This is a genomic window from Paenalkalicoccus suaedae (assembly GCF_006965545.2).
GTDB lineage: Bacteria > Bacillota > Bacilli > Bacillales > Salisediminibacteriaceae > Paenalkalicoccus > Paenalkalicoccus suaedae.
Genome location: NZ_CP041372.2, coordinates 3,699,525 through 3,717,861 on the forward strand (window position 1 = coordinate 3,699,525; position 18,337 = coordinate 3,717,861).

The 18,337-nt window shown below is 43.5% G+C and carries 14 protein-coding genes; 6 read left to right on the forward strand and 8 right to left on the reverse strand.

Annotation, left to right across the window (positions count from 1 at the left end; translation table 11 throughout):
* Positions 1–631 precede the first annotated feature (631 nt).
* From FLK61_RS18755 to FLK61_RS18775, 5 genes are read right to left on the reverse strand one after another with little or no spacing between them, the layout of a single operon-like run.
* Positions 632–3,421, reverse strand: coding sequence for an ATP-binding protein (locus FLK61_RS18755; RefSeq protein WP_176010865.1), 2,790 nt, complete (start codon positions 3,419–3,421; stop codon positions 632–634).
* Positions 3,418–3,774, reverse strand: a complete 357-nt coding sequence (locus FLK61_RS18760) for a response regulator transcription factor (RefSeq protein ID WP_176010866.1) — start codon at positions 3,772–3,774, stop codon at positions 3,418–3,420. The genes FLK61_RS18755 and FLK61_RS18760 overlap by 4 nt, the downstream gene beginning before the upstream one ends.
* A gap of 18 nt (positions 3,775–3,792) precedes the next feature.
* Positions 3,793–5,211 carry a glycosyltransferase family 2 protein gene (locus FLK61_RS18765; protein WP_176010867.1) on the reverse strand — a complete coding sequence of 473 codons (1,419 nt, stop codon included), beginning with the start codon at positions 5,209–5,211 and terminating at the stop codon, positions 3,793–3,795.
* Positions 5,204–6,238 (reverse strand): HEAT repeat domain-containing protein, encoded by a 1,035-nt coding sequence (locus FLK61_RS18770; protein WP_176010868.1) that lies wholly within the window; start codon positions 6,236–6,238, stop codon positions 5,204–5,206. Before FLK61_RS18770 ends, FLK61_RS18765 begins: the two co-directional genes overlap by 8 nt.
* Positions 6,235–7,845, reverse strand: a complete 1,611-nt coding sequence (locus tag FLK61_RS18775; RefSeq protein WP_176010869.1) for a GGDEF domain-containing response regulator — start codon at positions 7,843–7,845, stop codon at positions 6,235–6,237. Before FLK61_RS18775 ends, FLK61_RS18770 begins: the two co-directional genes overlap by 4 nt.
* Positions 7,846–8,202: 357 nt before the next feature.
* Here FLK61_RS18775 and FLK61_RS18780 point away from each other — a divergent pair, with 357 nt between their 5' ends.
* Genes FLK61_RS18780 through thrB form a run of 3 tightly spaced genes read left to right on the forward strand, consistent with a single transcriptional unit; the run spans position 8,203 to position 11,472 of the window.
* Positions 8,203–9,498 carry a homoserine dehydrogenase gene (locus tag FLK61_RS18780; RefSeq protein ID WP_176010870.1) on the forward strand — a complete coding sequence of 432 codons (1,296 nt, stop codon included), beginning with the start codon at positions 8,203–8,205 and terminating at the stop codon, positions 9,496–9,498.
* Between the two features lies 1 nt (position 9,499).
* Positions 9,500–10,564 (forward strand): threonine synthase, encoded by a 1,065-nt coding sequence (gene thrC, locus FLK61_RS18785; RefSeq protein WP_176010871.1) that lies wholly within the window; start codon positions 9,500–9,502, stop codon positions 10,562–10,564.
* Positions 10,561–11,472, forward strand: a complete 912-nt coding sequence (thrB, locus tag FLK61_RS18790) for a homoserine kinase (protein ID WP_176010872.1) — start codon at positions 10,561–10,563, stop codon at positions 11,470–11,472. The genes thrC and thrB overlap by 4 nt, the downstream gene beginning before the upstream one ends.
* A 254-nt stretch (positions 11,473–11,726) precedes the next feature.
* On the opposite strand, the gene FLK61_RS18795 is transcribed toward thrB, so the two are convergent.
* Positions 11,727–12,308, reverse strand: a complete 582-nt coding sequence (locus FLK61_RS18795) for a nitroreductase family protein (protein ID WP_176010873.1) — start codon at positions 12,306–12,308, stop codon at positions 11,727–11,729.
* Between the two features lie 165 nt (positions 12,309–12,473).
* On the opposite strand from FLK61_RS18795, the gene FLK61_RS18800 reads away from it, so the two are divergent.
* Positions 12,474–13,691: an NAD(P)/FAD-dependent oxidoreductase gene (locus FLK61_RS18800; RefSeq protein ID WP_176010874.1), complete on the forward strand. Its 1,218-nt coding sequence runs from the start codon at positions 12,474–12,476 to the stop codon at positions 13,689–13,691.
* Between the two features lie 17 nt (positions 13,692–13,708).
* Here FLK61_RS18800 and FLK61_RS18805 read toward each other — a convergent pair whose 3' ends face one another.
* Positions 13,709–14,488: a Cof-type HAD-IIB family hydrolase gene (locus FLK61_RS18805; protein ID WP_176010875.1), complete on the reverse strand. Its 780-nt coding sequence runs from the start codon at positions 14,486–14,488 to the stop codon at positions 13,709–13,711.
* 155 nt (positions 14,489–14,643) lie between these two features.
* Here FLK61_RS18805 and metA point away from each other — a divergent pair, with 155 nt between their 5' ends.
* Together metA and FLK61_RS18815 are read left to right on the forward strand one after the other, a co-directional pair.
* Positions 14,644–15,558: a homoserine O-acetyltransferase MetA gene (gene metA, locus FLK61_RS18810; RefSeq protein WP_176010876.1), complete on the forward strand. Its 915-nt coding sequence runs from the start codon at positions 14,644–14,646 to the stop codon at positions 15,556–15,558.
* Positions 15,559–15,947: 389 nt separating this feature from the next.
* Positions 15,948–17,408, forward strand: coding sequence for an alpha-amylase (locus tag FLK61_RS18815; protein WP_176010877.1), 1,461 nt, complete (start codon positions 15,948–15,950; stop codon positions 17,406–17,408).
* A gap of 364 nt (positions 17,409–17,772) precedes the next feature.
* Here the strand turns inward: FLK61_RS18815 and FLK61_RS18820 are convergent, their stop codons facing one another.
* Positions 17,773–17,964: a hypothetical protein gene (locus tag FLK61_RS18820; protein ID WP_176010878.1), complete on the reverse strand. Its 192-nt coding sequence runs from the start codon at positions 17,962–17,964 to the stop codon at positions 17,773–17,775.
* Positions 17,965–18,337 lie beyond the last annotated feature (373 nt).

Consider the following 18,337-nt stretch of genomic DNA (forward strand, 5'->3'; position numbering starts at 1 on the left):
TGATTTAAAAAGTGCATAAGAAAAGAGTTTTCCTCTTTGTGGGAAAGCTCTCATTTTGTTTAGATATATAGTTTTAGATAAGTGGCACTTTGGCAATTAGGGTTTTTATGTACCGTATTTGAGATAAATGTACCGTATTCAGAATGAATGTACCTTGAGGGTTACTTTCTCGATTACATGTACGCTATGCAAGATTTACCTACCGTATAAGAAGTCTAGATACCATACACAAGATCATTGTACCGTGAGCAAGGTTTACTACTACTAAACGGTAAAGTGCTCTTAAAGCTAGGAAACGACCTTTCGCCTAGTGATGTAAAAAAGTGTTGGTTATAGTAAAGAACCGTTACCCTCCGGAGCGAAGGCTGGTGTTTCCTAGAGGAACACTTCCGCGCACCGAAAATCCTTTCAGCCGGCCTCTGGACGGATGAAAAGTCATCGGCAGCACATCAGGAAAGCGCCAGCTGAGAGCATAGGAGGACCGGAGGTCATAAAAATCTAAACTTTTGCACGTTGTACGATCTTAATTCGTTTCCGCCTTTACCAAATTAGCTTCCGCTTAAACAACCTTGCCTAAATAAAAACAAGCAAGAAGCCACATAGGCTCCTTGCTCTAACACTACTTATTAACTTAACTGTCCAGTTCCTCTGGAAAGAGAACGTACCCTTCATTTTGTTGCACATACTGCATGAGCGTCGCAGAGAGTTTGTGCGGTGGATATGGCTTTGTTAAATATTGTTCCACACCAAACGCTTTAATTTTTTCCTCGGATCGATCCATAGCAGAAGAGATAATAATCGGAATGGCACTCGTCTCTTTACTTTCTTTAAGCTGACCGATGAGGTCCCATCCGCTCATTGCTTCTCCGAGCATTAGGTCGACGACGATCGCCTCTGGAGGATTCTTCACAATATCTTCGTAGGCATGAGCTGGATTCACATGATGAACCACATTAAAGCCATTCGCCTTCAGCTCTTCCGATAAAAGGAGCGCAAGGCTCGTATCATCCTCGATCATAACGACATGACCTTCGCCCTTTTTGATCGTTTTATTTATAACAGCTTCGTCTTCAAGTGGCAAGGACACATAAAATGTTGATCCTTTTCCCTCTTCGGAATCTACCCAGATCGTTCCGTGGTGGTACTCCACGATTTCCTGCGTAATCGCTAAACCAAGTCCCGTTCCACCTATTTTACGGCGATCAGACTGATCAATTCGAGTAAACTTGTTAAATAGTGTCGGCAACGCCTTAGCAGGGATACCTAACCCTTCATCTGCTACTGAGATGACAACGTCACTGCCCACGTTCTTTAAACGTAAGACAATCTCTCCACCCTCTGGTGAAAATTTAATGGCGTTGCTAATCAAATTGTTGAGCACTTGATACATGCGATCACGGTCTGCAAACACCTCTGTATGATAGGCTTCATCCTTAAAAGAAAGACGATGCTTCTTTTCCATACGGAATTGTTGCATGACATCCATGATCAAGCTACCAACCGGGAAGAGGGATTTCTCATAGGACTGCTTACCAGATTCCATCCGCTGTAAGTCTAAGAAATCATTGATCAGATTCGTTAAGCGTTGTGCTTCTTTATAGATAGTTTCTAAATATTTTTTCTGTCTCTCAGGCTTTAGCTCTTTTGTCATTAAAAGCTCTGTGAAGCCTAATACACTTGATAATGGAGTACGTAGCTCGTGGCTTACCGTACTAACTAGCTCTGACTTCATCGTGTCTAACTCATGCTCACGCGTCATATCGCGATGCACAAACACCGTACCAAGCTTTTCTTTCTCGCCCTCATCATAAACGGTTGCACCGTAAACATTAATGACGCGCTCGTTCTTATCAGATAGTAGTTGATACTGTTGCGATTTTACACCTTCAAACGTACCGTCTGCAAATTCACGGAAGAACGTGATAACTGGTTCTGGATCCTTCACAGAGGCCGCCAAATCGTCTAGCCACGTATCTTCATGTAAGTACACGAGCTGCTTCATCGCACGGTTATCCTGCACAAGCTTACCGTGTTCGTCGATATACTGCAGGCCTTCATTGACGTTATCCAAAATATCCTGATTACGCTTTTTATCCTCAGCTACTAGGTCATAGATCATCACACGCTCGAGTCCGAGTCCAACGTGATTCACCATGGCTCCGATGTTTTGAACCTCTTCTTTTGAAAACTCGCGTCCAATTTTAGTAGCTGTATAAATCGCGACGATTGCACCTTCTGCTGATCGAACCGCAGCATATAAGTCGAATGACATAAGTGGTCGTTCAGCAACACCAAGTTCCGCTTCAGAAGAATCTCGAGCGACAACATATACAGATTCTTTTTCTAGTCGCAACAGCACTTCTGTTTTATCACCGTGCTGCCAATGCTCAATTGCTGTACTTGTTTTACCCATCGCTCGATAATCTAAATCGTCTAAAAGTAAAAGCATACTTTTATCTACGGGAAAACTATCATTTAAGTATCCAAATATGGTACTTACAAGACTCTTCTTATCTAAGTTGGTAGACATAGCTTGGTTAAGCAAATTATATTTTGAGACGCGCTCACGCTCTATTTGTTCGTTAACTAACGTTTCTTCTAGTGCTTGCTGTTGAGCGGTTAGCTCCTCATTTTGAGAAACGAGCTCCTCCTCATTATCCTGCAAAACTCGAGCCATTTTATAAAAAGAATCGGTTAATCTGCCGAGTTCATCGTCGCGCCTCTTCGCTGTAATAGTGACAAATTTACCCGAAGCAAGATCCTCAGAAGCCCCTGTGAGCTCTTCGATCGGCGGGATGATTTGTCTAAAGAGCCGTAGCCCTAAGAAATATACAAGGAGAATAAGGATAACGCCTACACCTATTGCAACGAATGTTAACACATCGCTTATAAATATCGTATTTTGATAGCTTTGTCGCTCCTCTTCCTGAGAGAGTACTCGAATAGTCTCCCCCTCTTCAATCAAAGCATCAATTTGCTCATTGATGCCACTTTCCCCGTACTCTCTAAGTCCCTCATAATCCTCCGCCTCAACAAAATCAAGTGCCTGCGGCAAATTCACTGAGACATAGTCATTAAAAAACGACGCAACATTACTAACGTAAATTTCTTCGTTAGGAGTGAGGTCTAGTCGTTGTATACGAGTAAGCCTGCGGTCAACCGAATTAATTCCTTGGTTAACAATCTCTAAATCGTCCTCTTCTAAAAACGCGTAATACGTTCTTACGTGTAGGAAAAAGGATACTACTTCATCATGTAGCCCACTCAGTTGTTCCGTGCGGTTTGAGAGCTCCTGTTGGTCTTCTGACTGAACCTGTGAATAATAAACCGAATAGAGAATAAACCCAGTTATTAAAACAAACGTAAAGATAAAAACATAGCGAGTCGACCTCATAAAGCGAGAGCGGATGCTTTTCATCATACGATGTCTCCAACAAGCATAGATAATTCGCTCGGGCTAAACGGTTTTGCCACGAAATACGAGGCCCCTGCGTCTAATGCCTCCTGACGATCCTGGTCCTGAGCTTTTGCTGTGAGCATAACGATCTTTGAGTTCTCCTTTACACTGTCACTTAACGATTTTAAGACTTCCATACCTGTTAACCCAGGCATCATATAATCTAAGATAACTACATCGTAAAACTGGCTTTCAATTTTTTCGAGAGCCTCTGTACCATCTTCAGCCTCTTCAATCTCATGGCCATCGTCTTCTAATGTATCTACGATTAGCATGCGAAGAACGTCTTCATCATCTGCTACTAAAATTCGCGCCATATTTTTTTCCTCCTAACTTCATGAGGCTTTTTCAAGCCCTTTGCGTTGCATAGAACCCCAGCCTCCTGTTTTGCGGATTGCTGCAATAATTCCAAGCACACGATTCCAAACCATAAACGGTCTGTACCAAAATGTTTCCGTAAGTGCCCAGAAATACAACACAAGAATACTTTTTGTATCTTCATATTTGTGATACGTCCATTCCTCTAATAGCACGGCTAGTGCTGAGAGAAGGGATCCATACATAACCGTTACAGTTAGCATTAAAATAGCTGTCTCCGTATGAACAAATGAGAAGAGAAGTCCTAGTATAATAATAGCATATCCGACAAGCTCAAAAATGGAGCTCAATAATTCGACTAATAAATAATAAGGCATGGAGAAAAGTCCAATTCCTTTATACTTCGGATTAAACATCATTTTTTTATGCTTCCAGAGAGTCTCTGCAAGTCCTCTTTGCCAACGGATGCGCTGTGATTTCAAGGATTTCACATCAGAAGGCGCTTCTGTCCAACAAACAGGATCCTGAATGTATTCAATACGTTGTCTCGATTTTTCATCCTTTAGCATACGATGAATTCGGACGATAAGCTCCATATCTTCTCCTACTGTATTGGTTGAATAGCCACCTGCCTTCACTACTCGTTCCTTTTCAAAAACCCCAAAGGCTCCGGAAATAATAAGGAGTACATTCATACGACTCAGCCCAAGTCGACCGACTAAGAAAGCTCGGAAATATTCAATAATCTGCATCAGAGCAATTGGTTGCTTAGGAAGGGCAATTTTTTCTACACGACTATTTTTAATCACGGAACCATTTGCAATACGAACCGTTCCTCCTGTACACGTAACCGCACCTGTTGAATCAATGATTGGCTTCATCGTTTTAAGCAACGCGTCCTGCTCTAAAATAGAATCGCCATCAATTGCTGCAAAATATGGATAGTGAGAGAAGTTAATGCCTGCATTTAAGGCATCTGCCTTCCCGCCATTCTCTTTATCGATCATATAAACAGTTGGATGCGTGCGAGACTGATAGATTGCCCTTACTTCTTTTGTCATAAAGTGTTGTCTTAACGCAACATCAATTGGTTGCATATCAAACGATGTCATTACTTTATTCTTTGTATCGTCTTTAGATCCGTCATTGATTACAATAATCTCAAACTGTGAATACCTTACTGCTAATAAAGACTCTATCGTTGTTACTACGCCTACTTCTTCATTGTAAGCAGGCACCAAAATCGAAACTGGATATGTATCCGAGTTCATGGTTAATTCTTCGATCGGCTCTTGTCTATTCAATGCCTGTTCACGACGAATTTTAGGGGAGGCTATTAAAAAAAGAACTAAATACAGTAGTCCAACAATCACCATAAATCCAATCACGATATAAGCCATAATGTCTACTGCGAATGCAATTGTCTCGTTAGACATGTGCGACTCCCCCTTCCCTTGTAATCATCTGTCTGATCATATCTTCCGCATAAGGATCTTCTAAAGATGGTAGTGTCTCATAGAGTTCGGAAATGCCGAAGGTAGCGATTGTGTCCGCAGCAGCATATCGAACCCACCATTCTCTATCACTTAAGAGCGGTTTCACTTTAGCAAGTAACGTCTTATCCTCAATGGCACCAACAACTTTTGCTGCATACATACGCTCCTGCCATATTTCAGATGTAAAGAATGGCGTTAATTTACTTGAGTCTCTTAACTTTTTAGAAAATGCAATTGCGCGAAGCGCCTTTAAGCGCGTTTCTGTACGAGTGTCTCGAAAAGCTTTTTCTACTTTCATCATATGGGCATCAAGTCCATGTTCTCCAACGTGAACGATAAATGCTTGATATAGCTCAGGGTGACTTTCCTCTCCAAGACGACTTGCCAACTCATCAAACAATACATGATTCATTCTTCTTAAAATTTCTTTACAAAACACGATACTATGAGGATGCTTTATTAGCTCCTCTACAACAATATCGGACTGCATAACGGCAAGCACCCGTAAAGCCTGACGATACTCTTCACCGCCAGGGTGTTTGATTGCACGCAAGTGAGATGTTACATCTTCTTCTAATGAACAGATTTCAAAATCCTCTATATAGTACAAGGCGTTCATTCTTTCTGCCCATTGGTTAGAACGTAATATACGTTTGTATGGTTCCGAAAGCACCTTTTCAGCAAGTGCTTTTGCTCTGCTACACTGATCTGCTGAATGCTCTTCTTTTAAGAACTGATCGACAGATAATTCAACGAGAGCAACTCTCGTTTTTTGTCGATCAGGCAGCCTCGGATCCATAGCTTCTTCACCAATAAAGTATTGATAAAGCTTAGGATGCATTTTTTCATATGCTTCATTTAATAATCTATCTTGCCGGATAGATGATCGCTTTGTCATGATTGTATAAACGAGCAATACAAGCTGTGTAATAACTAAAATTGCTAAAAGCCATAATGCGAAAATCAACGAGTATACACCCTTTCTACAAGTCCTTCGATCCGAGCTCCTAGCTCTTTTATTCGGAATGGCTTGACCATATAGTCGTCCGCTCCTAAATTCAGCGCACGCTCAATTTCTTCTTCTTCGCTTCTAGCAGTAAGCATCGAGATTAGAATTTTATCTTTTGGATAAGTTGCTCGTACACGCTGAAGAATCTCTACTCCATCAAGGTCGGGTAGCATACCGTCTAACAACAAGAAGTAATAACCGTTCTCTTCATACCAATCGGCCTCTAAAAAACTCTCCCCTGTTATGTATGAGTGGAAAATAACCTCTCGATTTGCAATTTGCTTCTTTTGCTTAAAGTGCTCCGCGAACACCGCCCCTACTACCTCATCATCATCAACAACGATAATATGAATAGGGCTATTTGCAACTTCCATCATGAGTTCTTCATCGTATATAAGTGATTTATTTCGACCTTGCGCTTTAGCAGCGTACAAGGCAAAGTCAGCCTCTTTAAGAATTTCTTCATGGTGCGTAACCTCTCTTACTTCACGTACACCAGCAGAGAAGCGAATCGTAATATCTCCACTTTCGGTTGTAACAGGTCGGCTTTCCAATACGTCTCGCCAACGATTCGTTACCTTTAACGCATCACTAGCGGAAGTGTTAGGCAGAAGTAAGACAAACTCTTCCCCTCCGTATCGGCTAATAATGTCCTCTGATCGAGCAACATCTTTAAACGATGTAGCAAAAGCTCGAAGTACTTTATCGCCAATCGAGTGACCATACGTATCGTTCACTTTTTTGAAATAATCTAAGTCGCAAAGGACTATAGAGAAGGGTGCTATACTCTTACGCTCAAGTCGTGACACAGATCGCTTTATTTCCTGCATCAAAAAACGACGATTATAAACACCTGTCAATTCGTCATTCATGATGGAGCTGATAATTCGATGCTGAAATCGCATTCGGTTATTAATTAAAGGGAGTAACCCTTCTCCAATCAATGGCTTGTCAATGAAATCCATAGCACCAAGCTCTAGCGCGCGATTACGGCGATCCTCTGAACCATAGGCACTTAGCATGATGACAGGGATGAACTCTCGCATGGACTTCTTTAAAATCTGTTTAAGGACTTCCATGCCGTCTACATCAGGTAACAGATAATCTAAAAGAATGAGTCGTGGGCTCATATCATAGAAGAGATCTATTCCCTTTTTGCCAGACAAAGCAAGCAAAGCCTGATACCCATTATTCTCTAATTTATCTTTTAAAAAAGACCCAAACTCAATATCGTCATCAACAATTAAAACAAGCGGCAAATCTTCCGAAAAATCTTCCTTCGTTGATTCATCTTCCTTCTCGACTGCATCCTCAAAGAAGAATAATAGATCATTCATAATCGGTTGCCAATCTTCACGAGAGAACGCTTCTTCTTTCTGATTTACATAAACCTCAAGCTCCCGCTCTGCAATGTGCTGCACATCGTGCATCCCGATCGTTCCAGCTGTGCCTTTAATATTATGGTAAAAGCGATAGAGCTCCTCGCCTGTAACTGTCTGTTGCTGTTGCCAAGTAGATAATATAGAGTGGATTCGTTTCCGAAGCATGTTTCTATACTTGTCCATATGTACCTCACTTTCTCGACTAATTCCCCTTTTATCTTTCCACGTACGTATCAATTTCCTATTTTCTCCTTTCATTATATAGGCAGATGTCATCCTATACTATCAATTTTTTAGACTTTTAATAAGTAAAACGATAGAGAGAGAGGATACGATCATTATTTATAGAAAGTATTTATAGTTCAAGTTTTCATAATTGCCATTCAAATCACTTCATACCGACGAAGAAAACGCATTCATTTCTATAAGAGAGAAAAACTTTTCGTTAGCTGGTTGTTTTATACCTAAAATCTCTCTATAATGTCCTTTATACAAATACATTTGTACTCAAAATAGAGACAACTCAGGAGTGGTAGGGACATGACACAACAGATGAACGTAGGATTGCTCGGACTTGGAACGGTTGGAACTGGTGTGTTAGAAATTATTGAGCAGCACCAGGATAAATTAGCTCACCAGATCGGAGCTCGGGTAGAGGTACAAAAAATCCTCGTTTCAACCCTAGACAAAGATCGTGGCGAACACATTGACCGAGCAAAGCTGACGGATCGAGTAGAAGATATTTTAACCGATGATTCCATAGATGTAATCGTAGAAGTAATGGGCGGAATTGAAGAAGCGCGAAACTATATCCACAAAGCGCTAGAGCACGGGAAGCACGTGGTGACGGCTAACAAAGATGTGATGGCACTTTACGGTAGTGAGCTTTTGCAGCTTGCTAATGAAAAAAAGTGCGACCTCTTTTATGAAGCAAGCGTTGCCGGTGGGATTCCGATTCTTCGAACGATTGTAGAAGGTCTTGCTTCGGATCGAATTACGAAGATTATGGGGATCGTAAACGGGACAACGAACTACATCTTAACGCAAATGTCGAAGGAAGGACGTATTTACGAGGAAGTCCTAAAAGAAGCACAGGCGTTAGGCTATGCGGAAGCTGATCCAACCTCAGATGTAGAGGGACTTGATGCGGCACGTAAAATTGCGATCTTAGGTACACTTGGGTTCTCGATGCGTTTAGATTTAGACGATGTTTCTGTCCAAGGAATCTCGAATGTGACGAGTCAGGATCTTGCTTACGGCGATCAGCTTGGCTACACGATGAAGCTCGTTGGGATTGCGAACCGGGACGGCGATAAGGTCGAGGTAAGCGTGCAGCCGACGCTTGTGCCGCACTCGCATCCGCTTGCCTCTGTAGACGATGAGTTTAATGCTGTGTACGTGTACGGTGAGGCTGTTGGGGAGACGATGTTTTACGGTCCAGGTGCCGGGAAGCTCCCAACGGCTACAGCGGTTGTATCGGATTTAGTGGAGGTATTAAAGAACAAGCGTCTTGGTGTTAACGGGAATTCAGCTGTGATTCCGCAGTTTGAGAAATTACTCAAAACGGATGATGAGATCCGCTCGAAATACTTCCTGCGCATTCACGCGAAGGATATCCCAGGAACATTTGCTATTTTAACGGCTCTATTCCATGAGCATCATATTAGTCTTGAAAAAATCCTTCAGGTACCGCTAAATGAAGGAAAGCTTGCAGAGATCATCGTTGTCACGCACGAGGTGACAAAGTTAGACTATGCTGCGGTTATTGATCGATTAAACGAAGAGGACGTAGTTGTCGAGATTAAGAGCAGCTATCGTGCGGAAGGGGATAATTAATATGCTATGGCGAGGACTACTTGAGGAATATAAAGAATATTTACCTGTAAACGAGAACACTCCACTCATCTCCCTTCAAGAGGGCAATACACCACTACTCCCTCTAAAGCATTTGTCAGAAAAACTAGGGGTCGAGCTCTATGTAAAGTACGATGGAGCGAACCCAACTGGATCCTTTAAGGATCGTGGGATGGTAATGGCCGTTGCAAAGGCGAAGGAAGATGGTGCTGAAGCCATCATGTGTGCTTCTACAGGTAACACATCAGCCGCCGCTGCTGCTTATGCAGCTCAAGCAAAGCTACGCTGTCTCGTCGTTATTCCAGACGGGAAAATTGCCATGGGTAAGCTTGCGCAAGCTGTTGCTTACGGTGCAGAAATCATTAGTATCGAAGGGAACTTTGATAACGCGCTAACAATGGTCCGTAATTTAGCGAAGCAGTCCCCGATTACGCTCGTAAACTCGGTGAATCCATATCGAATCGAAGGACAAAAAACGGCTGCATTCGAGATTGTCGATGCGCTAGGTGCAGCACCTGACGTACTTACGATTCCCGTTGGTAACGCAGGTAACATCACTGCCTATTGGAAGGGCTTCAAGGAGTATAACGACAAAAAGCAAACAGGTCTTCCGGAGATGCGCGGTTTTGAGGCAGAGGGTGCCGCTGCGATTGTACGTAATGAGATAATCGATGCGCCTGAAACAATTGCGACAGCAATTCGTATTGGTAACCCGGCGAGCTGGGATAAGGCTGTTGCCGCTGCGAACGAATCAAACGGCAAAATAGACTTTGTAACAGACGAAGAAATTCTAGCTGCTTACAAGTTGCTTGCCTCTGAAGAAGGTGTCTTTGCAGAGCCTGCGTCAGCCGCTTCAGTTGCTGGATTGATCAAGCAAATCGAGTCTGGCGAAATTAAGAAAGGGTCTCGCGTTGTTTCTGTCCTGACTGGAAATGGGTTGAAGGATCCGAATACAGCGATCGACCTCGCACCAGTAAAGCCAGTCGTGCTACCAAACGAGGAGCAGACGGTCTTTGATCATATGCTAGGGAGAGTGAAGTCGTCATGACAACGTGGCAAATTCGAGTGCCGGCAAGCACCGCCAACCTCGGTCCTGGCTTTGACTCGATCGGACTTGCACTAGGCAAATATTTAACGCTGACGGTGACAAAGAGCGAGGAGTGGTCCTTTGAAGGCGACTCCGAGCACCTTGAAGGAATCCCAACAGGCGAGGACAACCTTATCTGCCAAATCGCAACGTGGATAGCAGCCAAGCACGAGCAAACACTATCCCCTGCACGTGTCGTCATGGAGAGCGAGATCCCGCTCTCCCGCGGTTTTGGCAGTAGCGCCACAGCGATCGTCGCAGGCATTGAGCTTGCTGATCAGCTTTTAGATCTTAATATGAGTCGTGAGCAAAAGGCTCGCTGGGCGAGCGTGTACGAAGGACACCCTGATAATGTCGTGCCATCAATTTACGGTGGGCTTATTATCGGCAGTCATTTAGAAAGTGATACGCACATCGTTCATGCTGGGAAGCCTGAGGTAGATTTGGTCGCGATCATTCCAACATATGAGTTAAGTACAAAAGTGTCTCGCGGCAATTTGCCAGAGATGTTCTTATACCGTGATGCCGTTGAAGCGAGTAGCATTAGTAACGTGCTTGTTGCTGCTATTCTTCAAAACAATTGGAGTCTCGTTGGCAAGATGATGAAGGAGGACCGCTTCCATAAGCCGTATCGCATTGATTCTATTCCGGAGTGGAAAAAATCGGAGGAGATCGTCGATGAAGTTGGCGCCTACGGCGTCACGTTAAGTGGCGCAGGTCCGATTTTATTGTTCTTTGCACCAGTAGGCGAAGGTACTCGTGTGAGAGAAGGTGTACAACGTCATTTCCCTGATCACCTTGTTTGTGAAGTAGAGGTCGATATGGAGGGTGTTGTCACGAATGTGGTGAAGGAGAATGCAGTGAATTAAGAAAACGGTAAATTTAAGCCCACTTCGGTGGGCTTTTTTAGTTGCTAAAGTGCTAACTAGTTTTAAAAACTCGCTCGTATGCATTTATTTTGGCCATGTGCATTCCAACCACCACTACATTAACTAAAACAACAACGATAGCCCACCTCCTCTATATAAAAGAAGGTGGGCTATTCATCTTTAACATTATTGGGTGGGACAGCAACTTAAAGAAATCTCCCTAAACCACCAAAAGACAGCAATCATTCAAGACGTTACTCTATTGAACTTATATCCCCAAAATCCGTCATTAACTCTTTTGCCGGCGTCGGTGCTTTTCTTTTTGGAATAGCGTCCTGATCGAAGAAGCCTAGCTGTAGGAACCCTACGATTTTTTCTCCACCGGACACTCCTAAAATATCGTATACTTTTGGATCGTAAATATGTGGGTTTGTCTTCCAAACTACTCCGAGACGCTTTTCCCACGCTAGTAGCTGGAAGTTTTGAATCATGGAGCTTACAGCTCCGTAGTTTTCGTCCCACTGCTTTTGTCTAGGGTCTGCCTTCATGATCACGATTAAATAAGCCTTTGGCTGGCGGAAGTACGTGCGACGGTTTTCGCGCATCTCAAGCTTAAATGTGTCTGCCATTTGATCCGCAAAACGGTCGATGTCTTCCTCCCCTACAAAGATGAATCTCCACGGCTCGCGTAAACCATGGTTTGGTGCCCAGACAGCATCTTCTAAGAGATTCACGACTAACTCCCTAGGGACTGGTCTATCTAAATATCCGTTTTTAATGGAGCGGCGCTCTTTAATTGCCTTTGCAATCGGTGTGATAGTTTGTGGTGATAACATGGGTCATTCTCCCCTTCTTCACTAATAATACGATCATCTATTTTTCTCAATTGAGAATCATTATCAACTACTACTTTACCGCAAATGTCATTCCTACGCAAGAGCATCTCAAAAATCGCATAAATTTGACCATACCTGTGAACACTATCTCAGAGGTGATTTCGAATGAAGTTAGTTACAGGTAGCTCCTATTGGGCTACGACATTGCCAACACCAAAAACGTATCCAGCAGTTACGGAGCCGATCACCTGCGATGTATTAATTGTCGGAGGGGGATCTTCTGCCGCTCAATGTGCCTACTATTTAGCGGACCAAGGGCTAGACGTAGTGGTAGTCGAAAAAAACGAGATTGGTCATGGAAGTACACTCGCTAACACCGCTCTTTTACAATATGCTGGCGAGAAGCTTTTTACCGATCTCATTCATCAATTTGGCGAAAACTGGGTCAATCGTCACATTACACTATGTCGACAAGCTATCGATGATATTGAGACAGCATCTAAAACATGCCAATTAGACTTTCAGTATAAACGCAGGCAGAGTGCCTACTTTGCAAGCACAGAGCAAGACTTACCTAAGCTTCAAAAAGAAATGGACTACTTAGAGACGTTAAAACTACCTGTTGAATATGCTTCTCAAGAAACCATTCAGTCACGCTACTCCTTCACAAAGTCAGGAGCGATCTTTTTTAAAGATGACGCAGAATTCAACCCGTATCGCTTCACACATAGCTTATTTGACTATGCAGCCTCCAAAGGCGTTCGCATATTCGAGCAATCACCGGTGTCCAACATTCACGGTACCCCAAAAGGAGCAAGCGCTAGATGTGGTTCACACGAAATTGACGCCAAACATGTCATCATAGCTGCTGGGTACGACGGTCTTGATATCCATAAGGATAAAAACGCCTCCTTTGTCTGTACCTTTACGGTTACAACGGACCCAGTCGCAAATTTTGATGGCTGGTACGAACGAAGTTTGATTTGGGAGACGGCGAGGCCCTATTACTATATGAGAACGACTCCTGACAATCGCATCATTATTGGTGGTCTAGACGAGACACGCTATGATGCAAACGCCCAACAAAAGCATATGCACCACAAGCGTGAGCAACTCATGCAAGAGCTCTCTGCGCGTTTCCCTCATCTAGAGCTCTCACCCGCTTTTTTCTCCAGCGCGGCGTATGGAGGCACTCACGACGGTCTCCCGATCATTGGGCGATACGAGTCGCATCCAGGATGTACGTTTTTGTTTGGATTGGGCGATAACGGCACCGTATACAGTATGGTGTTAGCGCGTATTATTACAGATGATCTTTTAGGAAAGAACAATCCAGACATCGAATTATATAAAGACACACGTAAAAATCGGTCCCGCGTTTAACGCGAGACCGATTCGTGTTAGTCCTGTAAAAATCCAAAGTGTTTTAAGGCGTGCTCAATACCATTCTCTGAGACATGCTTTGTTATAAAGCCTGCTGCTTCCTTCGTTTCAGCAACCGCATTGCCCATCGCAACGCTGTTTGTCGTATACTGCATCATTTCGACATCGTTTGGTCCGTCTCCAAACACATAAACGTCCTTCCGATCGATCTGCAACTTCTCCGCTAACGCTTCAATTCCGACTGCCTTCGATCCCCCAACCGGCACAATATCCGTAGAGAATTCATGCCAGCGGATGAATTCAAATTGATCAAATTTCTTATTATATTCCTTCTCTTCCCCTTCTACACAGAAAAGAAGAGACTGATAAATATCTCTACCGTGTAAGTATTCTGCATCGAACTTAGGGTGGTCAAACTTTAGTGATGCAATGCTTTCCTCGATGTAGCTATGATGTTTTACATTTGAACGCATTCGTTCCGCATCTAAGTATACAACCGGATGATCCTTTTCTAATGCAAGCTCCGTAAGCTCTTGAAGGGCATCATAATCAAGCGGTCTCGTATAGATTGCCTCACCGTTATGAGATACATAAGATCCATTAAATGAGACAAAGGAGCTGATATTTAGCCGTTCCTGAAGCTTTGTAAACATAAATGGTGCACGTCCTGTCGCAATTGCAACGATGTGTCCATCTGCCTGAAGCCTTGCAATTGCTACCTCTGTTGCCTCTGGTAGTTGCTTTTCTTCATCTAACAATGTCCCATCAATATCAAAGAAAAATAGTTTTTTGTCCATTGTCTACTCCTTCCATAATCCCACTTCTTACATTATAGATGAGACTATTTCGTAAAAACAATGATTTTCGATCAAAACCTTTGTAAGATACGTGCAAGCTGATATAATAAAATCTAACTATTCAAACGCTTTTAACGCAACGAGGGGGTACGATCGTGCCAATACGAGTTCCAACTAACCTACCAGCTATCGAGATTTTAGAGAAAGAAAACATTTTTATTATGGACGATATCCGGGCTGTTACACAGGATATACGTCCATTAAATATTGTCATTTTAAATCTCATGCCCGAAAAGCAAAAGACGGAGGCACATCTCTTGCGCCTACTCGGTAATACACCGCTTCAGCTCAATATTACATTTTTAACAACTGCGACGTACAAACCTAAGAACGAGAGTAGCTCTCACATGAACGAGTTCTACACAGACTTCGAATCCATTCGCGATCGTAAATTTGATGGCATGATCATCACAGGCGCTCCGATTGAACACCTGGAGTTCGAAGAGGTGGCCTATTGGGACGAGATCACGACAATCATGGACTGGGCTGAGACAAACGTTACCTCTACCCTCTACATTTGCTGGGGTGCTCAGGCGGCCCTTTATCATCACTACGGGATTCAAAAGATTCCTCTCGAGCAAAAGTGCTCCGGGATTTTTCGACATCGCGTTTTTAATGGGAACAATAACATAGAGCTCCTAAGAGGCTTCGACGACGAGTTTATTGCACCACATTCTCGTTACACAAACATTGCGATAGGCTCACTAGAAGATCAGGACAACTTGCAGCTACTCGCCTCTTCTAAGGAGGCCGGACCGTTCCTATTAATGTCTAAAGACGGAAAGCACGTCATGGCAACTGGTCACCTGGAGTATGACACGCAAACCTTAAAAGAAGAATACGAGCGTGATTTAGACCGTGGTCTAAGTGTGAATATACCTGCTCATTACTTCCCAAATAATGATCCAAATGAGCCTCCGATGAACCGCTGGCGCTCCCACGCGCACTTACTGTTTTCGAACTGGCTTAACTACTACGTGTATCAAGAAACGCCGTATGAGTGGAAGTAGTGCTGACGCGCCTCCTTTATAGGAGGTGCTTTTTTGTGGGCTTGGCGGTTTATCGCTTACCTTTTGTAGGTGTATTTAACTTCTTACGTTTTTTGACAACATGTATTCACGTTCTCGCATAATGCGTTCAACTTCTCCTCGAATTTCACAAAGTGTGTTCACGTTCTTACCGAATGCGTACAACTTCCTACATGCCACACCTCATTTGTCCACCATATGCAAACTGTCCATCCTAAAAAGACCACCGATTGCCCTCCTCCAATCATCGACACCATTTTCGCCAGCAAAAGTAATGGAATAAACTATTTCGAGCTTGTAAATACATGTTAAGGGGTATACAACATTATCTTCACATTATTCACAATTTTTTTATTCGGAGGGACGAATCTATGGGACATGAAATCCGCAACCACACGATGATGCAGTTTTTTGAATGGCATCTTGCCAATGATGGCGACCATTGGAAACGATTGAAAGAGTTAGCGCCAGAGCTACGCGAAGTAGGCATTGATGCTGTTTGGATCCCACCTCCGACCAAAGGTGCTTCTCAAGAAGACAACGGATATGGCGTCTATGACGTGTATGATTTAGGGGAATTTGATCAAAAGGGCACCGTCCGCACAAAGTATGGCACAAAGGACGAGCTCACTGAAGCAATCGCAGCCTGCCATGAGCACGGCGTCAAAGTGTACGCTGATGTCGTCATGAATCACAAGGCTGGTGCCGATGACACAGAAGTATTCCAAGTTATCGAAGTAGATGGTGACAACCGACACGAGGAGATTTCTGAGCCATTTGATATTGAAGGCTGGACGTCCTTTACCTTCCCAGGCCGTGACGGCGCTCATTCCGACTTCACGTGGTCGTTCCATCACTTTAACGGAACAGACTATGATGCGAAGGAAGATAAAGTCGGGATATTCCGCATTTTAGGCGACAACAAGGAGTGGAACAGCCACGTAGACGATGAATTTGGTAACTACGACTACCTTATGTTTGCTAATATCCACTACGAGCATCCAGAGGTTCGCGAGGAAATGCTTCGTTGGGGTAACTGGTTTGCTACCGAAACACAAACGGACGGCTTCCGACTCGATGCGATCAAACATATTAATCACGAATTTTTAGCTGAGTTTATTAGCAAGCTTCGCGAAGAAAAGGGCGATGACTTCTACTTTGTCGCAGAATTTTGGCACCCTGACCTTGAAGCAAAAGAACGCTTTTTAGAATACGTCGATTATGCGATCGACCTTTTCGATGTTTCTCTCCACTATAAATTTTATCGTGCCTCAACGGAAGGCTCGGACTTTGATTTACGTACGATGTTTGACGAGACGTTGGTAGGTCACCACCCTTATAGCGCTGTGACTTTCGTCGATAATCACGACTCCCAGCCTGACGAGTCGCTCGAGTCATGGGTCGAAGACTGGTTCAAGCCTATTGCCTATTCCATGATTTTGTTACGAAAAGACGGCTATCCGTGCGTGTTTTATGGGGACTACTTCGGAATCAACGGAGATAATCCGATTGATGGTAAAAAAGAAATCCTTGATCCTCTTCTTATCGCAAGACGCGACTATGCCTACGGAGATCAGGATGACTACTTTGACCATGGCAACACGATCGGATGGGTCCGCTACGGAATCAAAGAAGTGGAAGGCTCCGGCTGTGCCGTCGTCCTCTCTAATGGAGAAGAAGGTGACAAGCATATGTTTGTTGGTGACGACACCGAAGGCGAAGTCTGGTACGACATCACCGGCAACCGTGAAGAAGAAGTGACGATTGGCGAAGACGGTAAAGGCGTCTTTCCAGTAAACGGTGGGTCTGTTTCGGTATATGTGAGGAAGTAATCTAGATTTGTTGGGTTGTAGATCCTAATAATGTAATAGGTGCTTTGTTGCTTAATTGCCAACTAGTTGAGATACGTTTAAGCATTCTCTTCATCGTTGACCCTTTATAAAGGTTTGTGACCCTCCTACTTATGTAGGAGGGCTGTTTTATGGACTTTGGGTTACTGATCATTAAATAGAGCAATTATTCTATGGAATGAAGTTCTCTTGCGTTAGATGAGAAGTCTATTTGTATTAGTTGAGGAACAACAAGTTTCTTATTTAGCTCCTGTTGCATCGATCAGGTTGCCAATTTCGTCTGGCAATTTGGTTTGCATCAAATAAAGTTCAGTATGCTTTAAGTTGAAGATCGTATGCATCAAATTCAAGGATATGTGCGTCCTTTTAACAATCGTTTGCATCGTTGCATTTTAGTTTGCGTCAGACGGAATTCCGTTTGTATCTCTTCGATGCTCGTATGCATCACATCGAAGTCTAAGTGCGTCAAATCAACCCTCATATGCGTCCGTTTAAATAGCTTTGCATCAAATCGGTGCTTGATTGCATCAATCGGCACCTTGTATACATCAAACCGGACTCTGGTTGTGTCACTTCGTATGTTGTTTGCGTCAAACGCTAAAACTGATGTAAAAGCGCCCCTCTCCTATACGAAAGCGCTCTTGCATTTACAAAACAGAACTATATTAACCGAATATCCCTAAATTAATGCCATTAACCCTCAACTTTATTAAGAGAAAAGCGAGGCAACTTCCTTACGCCTCGTTCTCCACTCAAAGAAGAGGATGGGGTTCAATATAATTTACCCCAGAAGCGGCGGGAGCGGACTCCTAGAGGGGGCACTCGCGTAGGTGAAAATCCTTTTGCACGACCAATGGTCGGGCAAAATAGTTGAACTAGCGCCTCCGGAAAGACGCTCCCGCCGCGCAGGG